We start from the raw sequence: 16520 nt of genomic DNA, 5'->3' as shown, positions 1-16520 counted from the left end.
GGGACCTCAGGTAGCGTGCTCTTCAGCTGCGCGCCTGCACAAAAACGATGGGCTGCAGCCCGTCCAAAGGTGACATATGTCCAACAGCAACATTGGCAACAAGAAACAGACCCTCCGCAAACCCGTCGTCCTGATGTCCATGGGCAGCCAAGAGCGCAAAGGCCACGACTATCAGGTAATGACCCACAAATACATCGTGCCCCTGGTCGAACAGGCCGAGTGCGTGCCGGTGCTGGTACCGACCTGCTGCGGTATCGAAGACCTCGAGCAATACCTGGACATGGCCGACGGCGTGTACCTCACCGGCGCCGGCAGCAACATCGATCCGGCGCTCTATGGCCAGGAGAACGAGACTCCCGGCAAGGGCCAGGACAAGGACCGCGACAACTTCGACATGCCGCTGATCAAGGCCGCCATCGCCCGTGGCCTGCCGATCTTCGGCATCTGCCGTGGCATGCAGGAAATCAACGTTGCCCTCGGCGGCGACATCTACCAGAAGGTCTACGCCGAGCCCGGCTTCAACGACCATCGCGAGAATCCCGAAGACCCGGTCGACGTGCAGTACAGCCAGGTTCACGGCGTTCGTCCGATCCCGGGCAGTTGGCTGCAGCAGTTGCTGGGCGACGAGATCCGCGTGAACTCGCTGCACGGCCAGGGCCTGAAGAACCTCGGCAAGGGCATCGAACCCATCGCCCATGCCGAAGACGGCCTGGTCGAGGCGATCCACGCCCCAACCCTGTCGCCCTTCCTCTTCGCGGTGCAGTGGCACCCGGAATGGAAGGCCGCGCAGAACCCCGACTCGGTGAAGATCTTCAAGGCGTTCGGCGATGCCTGCCGCGCGCAGGTGAAGAAGAAGCAGGCCCGCGCACTCGCGGCCTGATTCGCTTCCCGCGCCCTGAAAAAGCCCGGCCCTTGCGCCGGGCTTTTTCCTTTCTGCTCCCTGTAGGAACGAGCTTGCTCGCGAACGGATTTCAGTAGTGCTCCTGCGTTGGGCCGTTCGCGAGCAAGCTCGCTCCTACGAAGAGCCCCTGGGGCTCGTCATTCGCGGTGCGAATGGCGCACCCTGCATGCCCTTGAGGGCGCTTCGGGCTAACCTTGGCGATCAGCGATTTCGCTCTGACGACAAAGGTACAGCCATGAGCAACGACCTCTTCTCCCTGGCCGGCAAGACCGTACTGATCACCGGCGCCTCCAGCGGTATCGGTGCCCATCTGGCGCGGGTCGCCGCCCAGGCCGGAGCCAGGGTGGTACTGGCCGCACGGCGTACCGAGCGCCTGGCGCAGCTGGCCGACGCCATCCGCCACGACGGCGGCGAAGCCCTCGCGGTGGCGCTGGACGTGACCGACCGCGCCAGCGTGGAGGCAGCCTTCGACAGCGCCGAAGCGCAGTTCGGCGTGGTCGACGTGGTGCTCAACAACGCCGGCATCGGCAATGGCCAGCGCGCGCTGGAGATCAACGAGGACGACTGGCGCAGCATGCTTTCCACCAACCTCGACGGCGTCTGGCGCGTCGCCCAGTGCGCGGCGCAGCGCCTGGCCAAGGCCCAGCGCGGCGGCAGCATCGTCAACATCGCCTCGATCCTCGGCCTGCGCGTGGGCGGCGGCTACAGCCATTACTGCGCGGCCAAGGCCGGCGTAGTGCAGTTGAGCAAGTCCCTGGCCCTGGAGCTGGCACGCTACCAGGTGCGGGTCAACGCCATCGCGCCGGGCTACTTCAAGACGGAAATGAACGACGCCTATTTCGACAGCGACAAGGGCCAGGCCTATATCCGCGATACCGTGCCCATGCGCCGCCTGGGCCAGCTCCGCGAGCTGGAAGGCCCCTTCCTGCTGCTGGCCAGCGACGCCGGCGCCTTCATGACCGGCGCCGTGCTGGCGGTGGATGGCGGACACCTGGTGAGCAGCCTGTAACCCCTCGCCACGCCGCGAAGACCGCCGGTTTTCGCGGCGGGCCAGTCCTTACAAGGCGCCGACCAGGACTCCGAGCAGCGCCGCCAGCAGGACCAGCGCCCACACTGGCAGCTTGCCGCTGGCCAACGCCAGGTAGGCCAGCGCGACCAGGCCAATGTCCAGTGGCCCGGCGATGGCGTCACGGCCGATCGGCTGGTAGAGCGCCGCCAGCAGCAGGCCGACCACGCCCGCGTTCACCCCCGCCAGCGCCGCGCGCAGCCAGCGCCGGCGCCGCACGCTGTCCCAGAACGGCAGCACGCCGAGCACCAGCAGGAAGGACGGCAGGAAGATCGCCAGCAGGCAGAGCAGCGCGCCCCACGCGCCGCCGGGAGGGGACTGCATCGCCGCCCCGAGGAAGGCGGCGAAGCTGAACAGCGGCCCCGGCATCGCCTGGGCAGCGCCATAACCGGCGAGAAAAGCCTGCCCGTCGACCCAGCCCGGCTCGACCACGGCGGCCTGCAACAACGGCAGCACCACGTGGCCGCCGCCGAACACCAGCGCCCCTACCCGGTAGAAGGCCTCGAAGCGCGCCAGCGCGCTGCTGGACGCCAGACCGGCCAGCACCGGCAGCAGTGCCAACAGGACGAAGAACAGCAGCAGATAGACTGCGCCGATACGGCGCGAGGGCAGTCCGGCCCAGGACGGGCTCTCCGGCACCGGCGGCGGACGCAGCGCCAGTACGCCGATCACGCCGGCCGCGACGATCAACAGCACCTGCCCCACGGCGCCCGGCCAGAGCAACGCCAGCAGCGCCGCCGCCAGCATCAGCGCCCGTCGCGGCCAGTCCGGGCACAGCGAGCGGGCCATCCCCCAGACCGCCTGCACGACCACCGCCACCGAAACCAGCATCAGCCCGTGCAAGGCGCCGGCGGGCAGCCAGCCGGCCTGGCCGCTCAGTCCCAGGGCGAACAGAGCCATGAGCAGCGCCGAAGGCAGCGTGAAGCCCAGCCAGGCCGCCACGGCACCGGCCTGGCCGGCGCGCAGGGCCCCCAGGGCCATGCCGACCTGGCTGCTGGCCGGCCCCGGCAGGAACTGGCAGAGGCCGATCAGCTCCGCGTAGTGGGCTTCATCCAGCCAACGGCGCCGGTGGACGAACTCCTCGCGGAAGTAGCCCAGGTGCGCCACCGGGCCGCCGAAGGAGGTCAGCCCCAGGCGCAGGAAGATCAGGAAGACCCTGAGAACGGAAACGGACGCTTCGGTCCGGCGTGGCGGGAACATGCGTGGCGACAACCTTCCGGGAACAGACACCGCCCTCCTCGGACGGCCAGGACCGTCCGAGGATAAACCGCCAATGCGACAGGCGCATGGCGGTCATCGGCTCAGGCCATCAGTGGAACGGGAAGATGTAGTTCATCCAGGCAGCCATGCGCAGGAGGACCTTGCGGATGATCGCCACGTGGTGGAAGTGCTCGGTATAGATCGCCGCCTGCCCGTAGGAGCCACCCGGCATCAGGTTCTTGTACTGATCGTAGGCCGGATCGGTGATCTCGATGAACACCGGCACCCGTCCCGGCGGCGGCGACGTCGTGTAGCTGATCAGCGTGCCCGAGGGCTGCACCTGGCCTTCGCCGATCACCGCGATGACCTGCTTGACCTTGCCCTGGAACACCTCCCCCGGAATGCCGTCGAACGCAACCTCGGCCTGGTCGCCGGGGCTCAGGCGCAGTTGGCTGTTCTGGCGCATCCAGGCCACGAAGTACTGGCCTTCATCCGGAATGAACACCATCGGCGGGCGCAGCGGCAGCTTGCTCACGCGCATCCCCGGGCGCAACGACACATGGGTGACATAGCCGCGCGACGGCGCGCGCACCGTGGTGTGGTCGAGGTTGTACTGGGCGGTCGACAGTTGCGCGGAGAGATCGTTGACGCGCGCGTTAAGCACATCGACGTCGCGGCGGTTGCCGACGTTGCGCCGGAACAGTTCGCTGGCCCGGCTCAGGTCGGCGCGCGCCGAAACCAGTTGCGCCTGCAGGGAATGCACCTTGTCCTGGAACGGCAAGGGATCGATGCGGAACAGCACATCCCCCTTGTTCAGCATTTCATTCCCCTTGACCGGCACCTCGACCACGTCGCCCGACACCACGGGGACGATCGGCGTGGAGATGAAGTAGGTGCGCGCCGCCTCGCTGTAGGGGTGGTTGTAGTTCATGGTGAAGATCAGCGTACCGATCAGCACCACGCCCCCCAGCACGGCGGTGGGAACGCTCCACTTGTTCAACGGGATCTTGAAGATCTTGAAGATGGCGATGCAGAACGCGGTATAGGTCAGGACGAGCAGGAGATCCATCTTCAGCGCCCTCCTTCCTGGATGGAGCCCTGCGGCTCCGGTGGCACCCTGGCCTCCAGTCGCTCCAGGCGCGCCTGCAGTTCGCTGACCTGGGCTTCCAGGTGCTGCACGTGTTCCTTGGGCGAGCCGCCGTCACGGAAGCCCCAGCCACGGTCCTCGCGGTAGAGCATCGCCCAGATCCACAGGAACGGCCACAGGGCATGCAGGGTGAACAGGCTGACCCAGCCAGCGGCGTGGATCGCGTCCTGGTGCGGGTGCTTGCGGTGCACCGCGATCTCATAGGGTATGTCGTGCAGCACGATGATGCCGTAGAACAGCACCACCCCGACGAAGCACAGCACCCCCAGGGCAAAGTAATCAAGCATGGTCTTTCCTCGAAATGGCCATCGATTCAAATCTCATTGCGCCGTTGCGCCGCGCGCTGCCGCGGGTTGTTCGCACCCGACCCGAGCCCCAGAAACAGGCCGGATCGGCTCGACCGCCTGGATCGTCGAAGCGGATCGGCATAGGTGTGAATGTCCGCTCCGCCCCTGTCAGCCGATCTCCGACTACCGCCGTGGAATGTCCAGTCTTTCGCTGGCTTTCCAAGGTCCGCACGCTGTCGTCGATGGCCCGGTTGCCGCGGGCGATCCCCATGTTCCAGCGTAGCCGAGGCGCAGCCCGCACGACGCCGTCGCGCGCACAAAAAACGCCGTTGATCAGTGGGTTCGGATCGGCCCTGCCAGTCTGTTCCGAAGCATGAAGGCGGTGGCGGCCCTCCGGCGCTGGCAGCGGGGGCGAACGCGCGGGACCGGCGATCATGCCACCGATGGCGCTCGCAATGGCTCGAGCCTACCGGCGCACGCGGCGGTCATTCGGCCAGTTCGCGCAGGCGCTGCTCCAGGAAACGCCGCTCCGGCTCCTGCCGCACCAGTTCCAGGGCCCGAAGGTAGGACTCGCGGGCCTCGTCGCGACGATCCAGGCGCCGGCACAGGTCGGCGCGGGCCGCGTGGGCCAGGTGGTAATCCTGCAGCTCGCCACGGGCGAGGATGGCGTCCACCTGCGCAAGCCCGGCCTGCGGGCCGTCGCGCATGGCCAGCGCTACCGCGCGATTGAGCTCGATCACCGGCGAGGGCTGGATGCCCAGCAGCGCGTCGTAGAGGTCGACGATCTCCACCCAGTCGGTGCTGGCGAAGTCGGGCGCCACCGCATGCACGGCGGAAATCGCCGCCTGCAGGGTGTAGGGGCCGACCTGGCGGGTCGCCAGCGCGGCGACGATCAACTGCCGGCCCTCGTCGATCCGCTCGCGGCTCCAGTGCCGGCGATCCTGCTGTTCGAGCAGCACCATCCGCCCGTCCCGGCCGGTACGCGCCTCGCGCCGCGACTCGTGCAGCAGCATCAGCGCCAGCAACCCCATCACTTCCGCATCGGGCAGCAGCTCGAGCAACTGGCGGCCCAGCCGTATGGCTTCGGCGGACAGGTCGGTGCGGGTCAGCGAATCGCCCGCCGACGCCGAATAGCCTTCGTTGAACACCAGGTAGATCACCCGCAGCACGCTGGCCAGACGTTCGGGCAACTCGGCGGCCTCCGGCACCTGGTAGGGAATCTGCGCATCGCGGATCTTCGCCTTGGCGCGGACGATGCGCTGGGCGATGGTGGAGGGCGAAACCAGGTAGGCGCGGGCGATTTCCTCGGTCTTCAGGTCGCAGACTTCGCGCAGGGTCAGCGGCACCTGGGCATCCACCGGCAACGCCGGGTGACAGCAGGTGAAGATCAGGCGCAGGCGGTCGTCCTCGACGCTCTCGTCGGCCTGTTCCTCCACCGCCTGGGTGTCGATCTCCAGTTGTTCGGCGATCTGCAGCAGCGAGGCGTCGAAGCGCGAACGACGGCGCAGGCCGTCGATGGCCTTGAAGCGTCCGGCGGACACCAGCCAGGCGCGCGGATTGGCCGGCACGCCGTCGCGCCGCCACTGCTCCACGGCGGCGACGAAGGCTTCGTGCAACGCCTCCTCGGCCAGGTCGAAATCACCCAGCAGGCGGATCAGGGTGGCCAGCACGCGGCGCGATTCGCGGCGGTAGATATCGTCCACCACATCGCGCAGGGCCTGTGGGGCGTAGTCGTGCATGGTTGCCGGCGTCCTTGGCGGAGAGGGGTCTGCCTATCCTGCACGGGTTTTCGGCGACGTGGGAAGCGGCCGGACGGGTGTGCGGGGGAGATCGTTGCGGGGTATTTCGCTTGATGGCGGTAACGCCCTGGCTCGCGTCTTTCGTAGGAGCGCGCTTGCTCGCGAACAGTGTTCCCAGGCCGTATCGGTATTGGGCGGTTCGCGAGCAAGCTCGCCCCTACAGGCGGGGCGGTCCCCATGCGCGGGCGGCTTACGGCCTGGCATCGAACAGCAATTGTCCGGTCAGCGGGTCGAACGGAATCGAGTAGTGCTCATGCGCGATCTTCCACTGCCCCTGTTCGCGGCGCAGGCCGACCGTGACACGTACCCAGGAGGCGTTCTGGACGCCATCCTGGTCGGTCCCGCCGCAGTAGGCCAGGTAATGGCCGAAGGCGATGTCGCCGGAGGACTCGAAGCTCAGCTGATGCATGTCGAAGGTGTGCTGGGTGCACATCTGCAGGCACTCGCTCCAGTGCCTGGCGTAGGCGTCCACGCCCTTGAACTGCAACTGTTTCACCGCATCGAAGGCGAGGATATCGCGGCTGTAGTGAGCGGTGATGCCCGGCACGTCAAGGGCACGCACGGCGCTCACCCAGTTTTCCAGCAGCGCGTGCAGTTCGGCGTGGGTGTTGTCGGCGGTGGTCATGGGAGTGTCCTCCTCTCTTCGTCGGTTCAGGATGCACAGCAGCCGTGCGGTTTGGCGGGCTCGTCGTACTCGTCGTGGAAGCGCGTCCAGTTCATGCCCTTGCCTTGGTAGTCGGGCATGCCACCCCAGCCTTCGCCGCGCCCCAGCGGCGTGAGGTCGAGCAGATGGTAGGTGAACAGCGGCGCTTCCAGTCCGCGTCCATAGGTCGAATAACTATGGAACACCTGGTCGCCATCGCGCAGGAAGACGCTCATGCCCGGCTGCTCGCCCTGCACGTGGTAGCCCTGGCCGAGACGTTCGAGTTCCGCCTTGTCGCGGTAGTTGTACTGCACCGGCGCGACCGCCTCGTCGATGCTGACGTGGAAGTCGTAGTTGAAGTCGCTGCCGAACGAGGAATACCAGGGCAGGTGCCAGCCCATGCGCTCCCGGAACGGTGCGATCTCCTCCAGCGGCGCGCGGGAAACCATCGCCAGGGTGGTGCCGCGCGCATGCAGGTGCTCCAGCCGGCCCAGGTTGTCGATAAGGAAGGAGCAGCCTTCGCAGCCCAGGGCTTTGTCGCGGTGGAACATGAAGTGGTAGACGATCAGTTGCGGGCGCCCCTCGAACAGGTCCACCAGCCGCAGCGGGCCGCGCGGGCCTTCGAAACGGTAGTCCTTGTCGATGCGCACCACCGGCAGCGCCCGCCGCACGGCGCTCAGCGCATCGCGGGCATGGGTGGCGGCCTTCTCCTGCTCCAGCAGGCGCTTGCGCGCCTGCAGCCACTCATCACGTGACACCACGCGGGGGAAGGCTTGGTTGGCGAGATTCATGATGCACGCTCCTGGGGATGACCCGGTTGCGGTTGGGACGTACGCGGCGTTTGCCACGCAGGCGGATGATGGCGAACGCGCTGGCGCCGCCGGCGGAGAGGACGCCGGACACTGCCAGCGTCAGGGTGGAAAGGCACACGGGGCACATGGCGGACCTCCTCGGGCGGCGCCCTGGCGGGCTCAGCCCTGCTCGCTGAGCCACTTGAGGGTGGCAAGGCCTGTCTCGAAGTCCTGGCCGACCATGCCGTCCATGCTGAAGAACAGGTGGATGATCTTCGCCACGAAGGGCGTGGGGCCGAACATCGCCCAGGTCACCTCGGTGGCGCCGTCGCGCGGCAGCAGGGTGAACTCGGCGGTGTTGCTGGCCTTGAACGGCTTGAGGAAGTCCAGCGCGATGGTCACCCGCGAAGCCCGTGTGCTCTCGATGATTTCCATGCGCCCTGCCCCGGCCTTGCCGTTGCCGGCCCAGGCGTACACCGCGCCCAGCCCCTTGGCCGCGCCCGAGAAGCTGCGCTGCATGTCCGGGTCGAGTTTCTCGAAGGGCGACCATTGCGGCCACAGGTGGAAGTCCTCGATATAGGCGTAGACCTTCTCCGGTGGCGCCTGGATACGCACCGTGCGCTCCACGCGGAAGCTGTCCGGCCGGCTCGCCGCCAGGACCAGCACCACGACCACCGCCAGTACCACGACCACTGCAATCCACTTGAACATGACATCCTCCTGATGGTGTCGATGGGCTCATTGCCCGGCGAAGTAGCGATCCCAGTCGCGGACCGGTCGAACCTCGACGCAGCCCAACCGGCCCGACGGCAGGCGGCCGGCGATCTGCAATGCCTCGTTGAGATCACGCGCCTCCAGCAGCACGAAGCCGCCCAGGTGCTCCCTGGTCTCGGCGAACGGCCCGTCGGTGATCGTCGGCACGCCCTCGGCATGGCGCAACGTGGTGGCGGTCTCCGCCGGCTCCAGTGCCTGCGCCGCCAGCAACTGGCCGTTTTCGCGCAGCCGTTCCTCATTGCAGCGGCACTCGTCGATCACCTGGCGGAACACTGCGGCCGGCAGGCTGGCGACGCGCGTGTCGTCGACGTAGATCAGGCAGAGGTATTTCATGCTCGGCTCCCGGCTTGGCGACCTCGTTCAACCCATAGTCGAAGCGCGGCAACGGAAATCGACAGACCCTGGCGAATTTTTTCGACGGCGCCACCGGAGTAGCCCACGCGACGCTCTGCCACGTTCTTTTCGCCACTGGTCGGCAACCGCCCCTGGACGCTCCGCTACCCCCATCGCAGTCCTTTTCAGAATCCTCTCAGATACTCTGGGCCGCAGTGGCCGCAGCATTCTCTTGGGGAAACGCCCCCTGACCATGGAGCAAAGAGAATGAAACTTCACGCAACTGCCCTGGCTGTCGCAGCAATCATCGTTGCGCCGGGAATTGCATCCGCCAGCAATACCATCAACTTCAGCGGCGAGGTAACCGACCAGACCTGTTCGGCAGTCGTGGACGGCAACACCGACCCGACCGTTATCCTCGAAAGCGTACCGACCAGTGCCTTCAGCGGTCTGGGCTCGGTCACCGGTGAAACCACCTTCACCATGCAACTGACCGGCTGTGTCGCCCCGTCCGGCGCTGCCGAGCACTTCACCACCCTGTTCCAGGCGACCAACGCCAGCGCCGCCGGCAACCTGACCAACACCGCCGCCGGTGGCGCCACCGGCGTAGCCCTGCAACTGCTCGAGGCCCCGGGCGGTAGCGCCATCAACCTGGCGGGCGGCGCGGCGGTCGAGGCGGGCGACATCGTCCTCGCCGACGGCGAGACCAGCACCACCTACGACTATGCCGTGCAGTATGTGGCCGAAGCCGCCACCGTCACCCCTGGCCCGGTGCTTGGCTCGGTGACCTACACCCTGCGCTACGAGTGATCCAGCGGCACCGCCCAGGTGCCGCACCTCATTGCGTCGATCCGTTCAGGGCGGCCACGCCCTGAACGGCCCGGCTTAAGGTGAACATGATGAATGCCCTCCCACTGCGGCCCCTCCGTGCGGCGACGCTCGCGCTCGCCATGCTGTTGGCGTCGGCCGCCGCCTCGATGGTCCAGGCCAGCGTGGTGATCACCGGCACCCGGGTGATCTATCCCGGCGACGCACGGGAGAAAACCGTGCAGATGACCAACCAGGACACCTTCCCCAACGTGGTGCAGGCGTGGATCGACGTCGACGATCCGGCCTCCACCCCGGACACCGCCAAGGCGCCGTTCCTGGTCAATCCGGCTGTCTCGCGCATGGCCCCCGGCAGCGGCCAGACCCTGCGCATTCTCTTCACCGGCTCGGGCCTGCCGCAGGACCGCGAGTCGCTGTTCTACCTCAACGTGCTGCAGATCCCGCCCCGCAACGTGGCGAAGGCAGACCGCAACCAGATGCTGGTGATGCTGCGCAACCGCCTGAAGCTGTTCTACCGTCCGGCCGGCATCCCCGGCAGCCCGGAACAGTTGCCTGAAAAACTGAACTTCAGCCTGGTGCAGAGCGCTGGCAACTGGCGCGTGCGGGTAGAGAACCCCACCGGTTTCCATGCCTCGTTCGGCAGCGCAACGCTCAGCGTCGGCGAGCGCCAATGGACACTGCGGACCAGCATGCTGCCTCCCCGCAGCACAGCGGAATGGACCGCGGACAAACCCGCCGCACTGCCGGCCGGCACTCCCCGCCTGCACGCCCTGTTGATCAACGACTATGGCGCGCGAGTGGACGTTCGCCATGACCTGCCGCGCTGAACTCTTCCGCGGCCCCATCGTCCCTATCGCCCTCGGCAGCCTGGCCCTGGCGGTGGCGGGGGTGGCCAACGGGGACGCGGATTATCGTTTCGACGACAGCCTGCTGATGGGTTCGAGGCTGGCCGGCGGCAGCCTGGAGCGTTTCAACCGCGCCAACCAGGTCGACCCCGGCAACTACCACGTCGACCTTTACCTCAACGGCAAGTACGCCAGCCGCGCGGAAGTGGAATTCCGCGCACGCGGCGATAGCGTGGAACCCTGCCTCAGCGAACGCTTCCTGCGCCAGAGCCTGGGAGTACGCCCGGATCCCAAGGCCGGCCGCGACGACCAGGGTGGCTGCCACAGCCTGAGCGAGCGCCTGCCCGGCTCCACTTTCAACCTCGACACCGCCCGCCTGCGCCTGGACCTTTCCGTTCCGCAGGCCCTGCTGGACATCAAGCCGCGCGGCTATGTCAGCCCGGACGAGTGGGACGCCGGCAGCACGATGGCCTTCGTCAACTACGACGCCAACCTGTACCGCTCCACCTTCGACAGCGCCGGCGGCGGCGACTCGGACTATGGCTACCTGGGTCTCAATGGCGGCATCAACCTCGGCCTGTGGCGCCTGCGCCACCAGTCCAACTACACCTATTCCAGCTATGACGGCCAGACCCGCAGCGACTGGAACAGCATCCGCACCTATGCCCAGCGCGCCGTTCCCGGCCTGCGCAGCGAACTGACCCTGGGCGACAGCTACACCGAAGGCAACCTGTTCGGCAGCATGGGCTATCGCGGCGCGCGCCTGGCCACCGACGACCGCATGCTGCCCGACTCGCAGCGCCAGTACGCACCGCAGGTACGCGGCACGGCCAATACCAATGCGCGGGTGGTGATCAGCCAGAACGGCAACAAGATCCACGAGACCAACGTCGCTCCCGGCCCCTTCGTGATCGACGATCTCTACGGTACCGCCTACGACGGCGACCTCGACGTACAGGTGATCGAGGCCGACGGCAGCGTCTCGAGCTTCACCGTGCCCTTCTCCGCAGTCCCCGAGTCCATGCGTCCGGGACAGTCGCGCTACAGCGCCACCGTGGGCCAGGCGCGCCAGTACGGCGACGGCAACGACCTGTTCGGCGACGTCACCTACCAGCGCGGCCTGACCAACGCCCTCACCGCCAACCTCGGCACGCGCGTGGCGGAAGACTACCTCGCCCTGCTCGGCGGCGGCGTGCTGGCCACGCCCTACGGCGCCTTCGGACTGAATACCACGTTCTCCAGCGCCACCGTGGAGAATGGCCAGCGCAAGGAAGGCTGGCGCGTCGGGCTGAACTACAGCCGTACCTTCCAGCCCACCGACACCACGCTGACCCTGGCCGGCTACCGCTACTCCACCGAAGGCTACCGCGACCTGGGCGATGCGCTCGCCTCGCGCGACGCGGCGGACCACGGCGACAACTGGGATTCGAGCAGCTACAAGCAACGCAACCAGTTCACCCTGCTGGTCAACCAGGGGCTGGGCCACTACGGCAACCTGTACCTGTCCGGCTCCACCAGCGACTACTACGACGGCAAGAGCCGCGACACCCAACTGCAGTTCGGCTACTCCAACACCTGGCGCCAGCTCAGCTACAACCTGGCCTACTCGCGCCAGCAGACCACCTGGTACCGCAACATCGATACCGACTACGACCCGGCGCTGCCGCCCGACTACAACGTGCAGCACGGCAACACCCGCAGCAACACCCTGACCCTGAGCATTTCCATGCCGCTGGGCTCCACCAGCAATGCGCCGAACCTCAGCGCGATGGCTTCGCGGCGTTCCGGCGACAGCCGTGGCAGCAGCTACCAGACCGGTATCAATGGCACCCTCGGCGCAGACCGCACACTGAGCTACGCGCTCTCCGCCGGACGCGACAGCGAAAGCCAGGGCACCGACTGGAACGGCAACCTGCAGAAACAGACCGCGGTGGCCACCCTCAACGCCGGCTACGCCGAAAGCTCCAGCTACCGCCAGATCAACGGCGGCCTGCGCGGCGCCGCCGTCCTGCACAGCGGTGGCCTGACCCTGGGCCCCTATGTCGGCGACACCTTCGCCCTGGTCGAGGCCAAGGGCGCCAGCGGTGCCGGCGTACGCGGCGGCCAGGGTGCACGGGTGGACGGCAACGGCTATGCCGTGGTGCCGTCGCTCTCGCCATACCGCTACAACCCCATCAGCCTCGACCCGCAGGGAATCGGCGAAGACGCCGAACTGGTCGAGACCGAACGCAAGATCGCGCCCTATGCCGGCGCCACCGTCCGCGTCGAGTTCAAGACCCTGACCGGCCACCCGTTGCTGATCCAGGCGCGGCTACCGGATGACTCGCCCCTGCCGCTGGGCGCCGACGTGCTCGACAGCCACGGCGTGAACATCGGCATGGTCGGCCAGGGCGGGCAGGTCTACGCCCGCGCCGAGGGCGAGAAAGGCCAACTGCGCGTGCAATGGGGCGAACGCGCCGAAGATGCCTGCCTGCTGCCTTACGAGCTGAAAGGCACGGACCCCAAGCAGGTGCTGATCCGCCTGCAAGGTACCTGTACCCCCACCAAGGAGGCGTCATGACTTCCGCACTCCGGCTGCTGCCGCTGGTAGCCGTGCTGCTGGCGCCGAGCGCCTGGGCAACCTGCTACAGGGTTACCTCTGTCGGCTCCGCGACGACCACCGCCACCTACCAGATTCGTCCAGGAGAAGGCACTGCCGACGCTTGGACCGGTGCCTGCGATACCTGCAACGGCAAGCTGGGGCTGCCCAGCGTGGTCAACGTCAGCGACCCCAGTTTCCAGCCCTACCCGACCCTGCTCGCCGCCTCGGTGGTACCGCTTACCCAGTACGGCGCCAGCGCCGGCTACGATCCGGAGCGAGTGTTCTTCCGCTGCGCCGCCGACGACGCGGTGTACGAGATGTTCTCCACCAACGGCGACGACCTCTACAGCGGCTGGTACCAGGGCGGCGACAGCGTCGGCAACAGCATCGGCCTGACCGCCGCCTACCGCACGGCCTGGCCGAACGTGCTGCTGCGCCTGACCCACGTGGAGACCGGCCAGTACTTCACCGACGTCTGGCGCGAACGCCAGCTGAGCGGGTTGGACATCGACTCGCGCGGCTTCCAACTGGTCAAGGCGAAGAACCTCAGCGCGGTCCGCGCCGAACTCTTCAGTGCGCCGCTGGAGTCCACCCAGGGCTATTCACCGAATACGAAATCGCAGATATATGGCCGTACCCAGCCGGCCGGCTACATCGCCATCAAGGGGCCGGGGCTGTCCTATCCCAACGTTGGCCAGACCCACTACGGCAACTGGTCCGGCTGGTACACCAACTGGCCGGGCGCCATCAGCCTGTACAACGACGTCACGCTCAAGCGCTACCCGACCTGCGCCGTCACCAACGTTACCCCGCACGTGGTGTTCCCATCGATCTCCATCGGCGAGATCAATGCCGGCAACTCGCGCGAGATGCCGTTCCAGGTGGACTTCAAGTGCCAGAGCGGCGTGCTCAGCAGCACCACCCCCAGCACCAGCCAAACCGGCACCAGCGGCACCGCGCTGGGCATCAAGGTCTCCGCCGGGGCCTTGGCGGCATCCTCGGGCCTGGGGCTGGTCAACGCCAACGGCGGGTTGTCCTACCTGGTTTCCGACCGCTACGGCCAGCCCGGCATGGCCCAGGGTGTGGGCATCCGCCTGCTGCGCAACGGCAGCGTAATGAACCTGCTGGCCAACGACGATTCGGCCAACGGCAGCAACGCCGAGGCGCGCGGCTGGTACCCGGTGATCGGCGCAGCCTCCAACCAGACCGGCGACAACGGCGGCATCACCCAGTACAGCGAGACCTTCCGCGCCCGCCTGGAAAAGCTCGGCATCGGCAGCATGCCCACCGTCACCCCCGGCCGGGTGGAGGCGACCGCGCAGGTGGTGATCCGTGTCCAGTGAACGCCTGCGCGGCCTGCTGCTGTGCCTGTGCCTGCTGGCCGGCGTGGATGCCCAGGCCGGCGTGACCGCCGAACGCACCCGGGTGATCTTCCACGAAGGCCAGCGCGAGGCCTCGCTGCTGCTGGTCAACCAGAACGCCTACCCAGTGATCGTGCAGACCTGGATCGACGACGGCGACCTCGAATCGGCACCGGAGACCGCCCAGGCGCCGATCATGCCGCTGCCGCCGGTATTCCGCCTGAACCCCGAGCAGCAGCGCAGCCTGCGCCTGCTCCATACCGGGGAGGCGCTACCGCAGGACCGCGAGTCGCTGTACTGGCTGAACCTCTACGAAATCCCGCCGCAGTCCAACGAACCGCTCGCCGAGGGCCAGTCCCGGCTGACCGTGACCCTGCGCACGCAGATGAAGGTCATCTACCGTCCGCGCGCACTGGCCAACGACGCCGAAGAGGCGCCCGGCCAGCTCACCTTCCGCCGCCTGGGCGATGCCGTGCAGGTGGACAACCCGACGCCCTACTTCGTCACCCTGGCCGGCGCCGACGTGCGCCAGGGCAACGCCGGCACGCCCCTGCCAGCCGGGCTGCTGCCGCCGTTCAGCAAGCGCACGCTGACGCCCACCCAGGCATTGCCGGCGGGCGGCGGGGAAGTGCGCTACCTGTGGATCGATGACGGCGGCAACAGCCAGCAGGGCAAGAGCGCGCTACGCTGACGGCGCCATGCCCTCAACTCCTGTCAGACCCGGCCGATAGCTACCGCGCGCGCACCCTGCCCCTTGTCCGCCTCCGACGCCGCCCCTCTGCTGCACCCGTCACGGCCAAATCCGTGATCGGGTTTGACAGCCTGGAACATCGGCGCGATTGCGCCAACAGGTGCATGCGAAAAGCGGCGAATGCTTTTTGCAGGACCTGTTTCGACCACGTTTTTTGGTTGAAGACGTCATGGCAGATCGCGCGGGGAGACCGCTTGCGGTCTGCCGGCCCGATGTCCGGTCTGTCAACCCCGCGTGGTCTGCCTTCCTTCGTTTGACAGCGAAGCGGCAGCTCCCTTCCTACATCGGAGCTCCATTCATGACTTCAGACAACAACACCCTCGACCCTCCCGCCAACACCTTCACCCGCAACGTTCCTCCCTTCGCCGACCAACCCGGCCTGCCACCGATCTAGCCCAAGGATGCACAGCCCGCCTACGCAGTCGGCTTCCTCACCCGCCTGCAGCAACACCTGCAACGCATACCCGAATAACCCGCCACCACACAGCTCGTGGTACTAACCACGAGCTGTCGCTCGGACCATCACCTCATCGCATGACGGTAACGAGCGGCCCACGAGCACCATGACTGGATTCGCGGCCTTCCCGGATCGGGATGGAAGGCCTCTGAGGTCCGGTTGAAGCACTGCCGGGCAACAGCGCCCCGACAAGCCCAAGAGAAACGAAGAGAGCATGGTAGCGATGGCTCGTGCCTTCCCTGTGTCACCCATGCATAGCCGCAGAAGGCTACTCGGGGTACTTCTACCGCATGGGCTACCTGTGCAAGGCCGAAACCAAGGTCCACGACAATGGGCGGCATGCTTGCGGGTACAGCAGGGTTTGCTATTTGCTGCTCAAGTAGTCGCTCTTCATCCTGCCGGTATCCGGCAAGACCATGCTCATGCTCAGCTGTGCAAATCATTGCCGCCTCTGGAACCCTGATATTACTTGTAACCCCGTGTTTTCGCGGCCTGGAGCCAGATGGCAGAAAGCTGCACAGCAGTGCGCAAGAAGCTGCTCAGATTTTCCCTTCCAGCCCGCAAATACAGCCTTTGAGTCGCTATCGAAACACGCTGCAGCCCAAGTGGTACGGTGACCTCACCATATCCGGCATGGAACTTGTTGGCAAAGCGATGTCCGCGGTGTCATGTGACCCCGGGGCCCATCACTTCATCACGGCAAGGAGCGCTTTCATGCCAACACCCGCGTATCTGTCCCTCGAAGGCACCAAGCAA

16 protein-coding genes are annotated in these 16520 nt (G+C 66.9%); 8 read left to right on the top strand and 8 right to left on the bottom strand.

Features of this window, described 5'->3' with window-relative positions; genetic code table 11:
- Window positions 1–76: 76 nt before the first annotated feature.
- A complete protein-coding gene (locus ACYCAX_RS19025; protein WP_015475976.1) occupies window positions 77–880 on the top strand; it encodes a gamma-glutamyl-gamma-aminobutyrate hydrolase family protein in 804 nt (267 codons plus the stop codon).
- A gap of 256 nt (window positions 881–1136) precedes the next feature.
- Window positions 1137–1910 (top strand): SDR family NAD(P)-dependent oxidoreductase, encoded by a 774-nt coding sequence (locus ACYCAX_RS19020; RefSeq protein WP_015475975.1) that lies wholly within the window; start codon window positions 1137–1139, stop codon window positions 1908–1910.
- Window positions 1911–1958: 48 nt separating this feature from the next.
- Here ACYCAX_RS19020 and chrA read toward each other — a convergent pair whose 3' ends face one another.
- The 8 genes from chrA to ACYCAX_RS18980 form a co-directional block, all read right to left on the bottom strand.
- Window positions 1959–3167 (bottom strand): chromate efflux transporter, encoded by a 1209-nt coding sequence (chrA, locus tag ACYCAX_RS19015; protein WP_015475974.1) that lies wholly within the window; start codon window positions 3165–3167, stop codon window positions 1959–1961.
- Window positions 3168–3276: 109 nt separating this feature from the next.
- The gene (locus ACYCAX_RS19010; protein ID WP_015475973.1) at window positions 3277–4236 is read right to left on the bottom strand and encodes an HlyD family secretion protein; all 960 of its coding nucleotides are present in this window, start codon (window positions 4234–4236) and stop codon (window positions 3277–3279) included.
- A gap of 2 nt (window positions 4237–4238) precedes the next feature.
- On the bottom strand, window positions 4239–4601 hold the full coding sequence (locus ACYCAX_RS19005) for a DUF3302 domain-containing protein (protein ID WP_015475972.1): 363 nt from the start codon (window positions 4599–4601) through the stop codon (window positions 4239–4241).
- Between the two features lie 485 nt (window positions 4602–5086).
- On the bottom strand, window positions 5087–6340 hold the full coding sequence (locus ACYCAX_RS19000) for an RNA polymerase sigma factor (RefSeq protein ID WP_460248592.1): 1254 nt from the start codon (window positions 6338–6340) through the stop codon (window positions 5087–5089).
- Window positions 6341–6590: 250 nt separating this feature from the next.
- Window positions 6591–7025 (bottom strand): YybH family protein, encoded by a 435-nt coding sequence (locus ACYCAX_RS18995; RefSeq protein WP_460248591.1) that lies wholly within the window; start codon window positions 7023–7025, stop codon window positions 6591–6593.
- A gap of 26 nt (window positions 7026–7051) precedes the next feature.
- Window positions 7052–7834, bottom strand: a complete 783-nt coding sequence (locus tag ACYCAX_RS18990; protein ID WP_015475969.1) for a DUF899 domain-containing protein — start codon at window positions 7832–7834, stop codon at window positions 7052–7054.
- Window positions 7835–8014: 180 nt separating this feature from the next.
- Window positions 8015–8545: an SRPBCC family protein gene (locus ACYCAX_RS18985; RefSeq protein WP_460248590.1), complete on the bottom strand. Its 531-nt coding sequence runs from the start codon at window positions 8543–8545 to the stop codon at window positions 8015–8017.
- A 27-nt stretch (window positions 8546–8572) separates the two neighbouring features.
- Window positions 8573–8941, bottom strand: coding sequence for a YciI family protein (locus tag ACYCAX_RS18980; RefSeq protein WP_015475967.1), 369 nt, complete (start codon window positions 8939–8941; stop codon window positions 8573–8575).
- Window positions 8942–9208: 267 nt separating this feature from the next.
- On the opposite strand from ACYCAX_RS18980, the gene ACYCAX_RS18975 reads away from it, so the two are divergent.
- The 6 genes from ACYCAX_RS18975 to ACYCAX_RS18950 all read left to right on the top strand — a co-directional run.
- Complete coding sequence (locus tag ACYCAX_RS18975) at window positions 9209–9751, top strand: fimbrial protein (RefSeq protein ID WP_294972859.1); 543 nt, start codon at window positions 9209–9211, stop codon at window positions 9749–9751.
- A gap of 140 nt (window positions 9752–9891) precedes the next feature.
- Window positions 9892–10596 carry a fimbrial biogenesis chaperone gene (locus ACYCAX_RS18970; protein WP_460248651.1) on the top strand — a complete coding sequence of 235 codons (705 nt, stop codon included), beginning with the start codon at window positions 9892–9894 and terminating at the stop codon, window positions 10594–10596.
- Entirely contained in the window at window positions 10580–13174 is a 2595-nt protein-coding gene (locus ACYCAX_RS18965) for a fimbria/pilus outer membrane usher protein (RefSeq protein WP_294972863.1), read from the top strand. Before ACYCAX_RS18970 ends, ACYCAX_RS18965 begins: the two co-directional genes overlap by 17 nt.
- Window positions 13171–14538 (top strand): fimbrial protein, encoded by a 1368-nt coding sequence (locus tag ACYCAX_RS18960; RefSeq protein ID WP_015475963.1) that lies wholly within the window; start codon window positions 13171–13173, stop codon window positions 14536–14538. Before ACYCAX_RS18965 ends, ACYCAX_RS18960 begins: the two co-directional genes overlap by 4 nt.
- The gene (locus tag ACYCAX_RS18955; RefSeq protein WP_460248589.1) at window positions 14528–15247 is read left to right on the top strand and encodes a fimbrial biogenesis chaperone; all 720 of its coding nucleotides are present in this window, start codon (window positions 14528–14530) and stop codon (window positions 15245–15247) included. Before ACYCAX_RS18960 ends, ACYCAX_RS18955 begins: the two co-directional genes overlap by 11 nt.
- 949 nt (window positions 15248–16196) lie before the next feature.
- Window positions 16197–16520: hypothetical protein (locus tag ACYCAX_RS18950; RefSeq protein ID WP_460248588.1), on the top strand; the 324-nt coding region annotated here is incomplete at its 3' end.

The sequence above is a fragment of the Pseudomonas sp. MT3 genome (assembly GCF_054720805.1).
Note: the sequence above shows the minus strand (reverse complement) of the source record. Positions and strands in the feature narration are given on the sequence as shown.